The sequence below is a fragment of the Marinimicrobium sp. UBA4509 genome, from assembly GCF_002388575.1.
Classification (GTDB): Bacteria; Pseudomonadota; Gammaproteobacteria; order Pseudomonadales; family Cellvibrionaceae; genus Marinimicrobium; species Marinimicrobium koreense.
Genome location: NZ_DGMV01000041.1, coordinates 34,665 through 35,192, shown reverse-complemented (window position 1 = coordinate 35,192; position 528 = coordinate 34,665). Strand labels below are relative to the sequence as shown.

Below are 528 nucleotides of genomic sequence, written 5' to 3'. Positions count from 1 at the left end.
TTCATCATCTTCTATATCTACGCCGCCATCGGCAGCATGTTCTTTGCCAGCGTCAATGAGGAGCTCTGGGGCGATATCGCCATCAGTATGTTGACCCTGTTCCGGATCATGACCTTTGAAGACTGGACCGATGTGATGTACGAAACCATGGTGGATTACCCGTTCAGTTGGGTCTTCTACGTGACCTTCATTTTCCTGTCGGCCTTCGCGTTTCTGAACATGATCATCGGGATCGTCGTGAACGTACTGGACGAGCAGCACCGCAAAGAGCGCCAGGAGGAGGGCGAGCCTACCTTGCGGGAGTTGCAGAGTGAGCTGCGCGAATTGAAGGATCTGGTGCGTCAGTCGAGCCGACCCCGAACACCTCAGGAGTAACCTCATGGCCACAATAGATTCCATCATTGATCGTCTCGATCAGCTCCTCGACCGGGCGGAGCGTTTGCTGCCTGCCACTGACCCGACGATTGACTGGACCGCCCAGGCCTTTCGCTGGCGGACTGCCAACGGTCGGGGATTTCTGCAGGCGGT

At 56.2% G+C, this 528-nt stretch carries 1 protein-coding gene and 1 pseudogene; both read left to right on the top strand.

What is annotated here, in order from left to right; translation table 11 throughout:
- A partial coding sequence (locus B3520_RS06205) for an ion transporter (protein ID WP_286875663.1) occupies positions 1–375 on the top strand: 375 nt, incomplete at its 5' end.
- Positions 376–379: 4 nt separating this feature from the next.
- Positions 380–528, top strand: a pseudogene (locus B3520_RS06200) (AAA family ATPase); the annotation flags it as partial.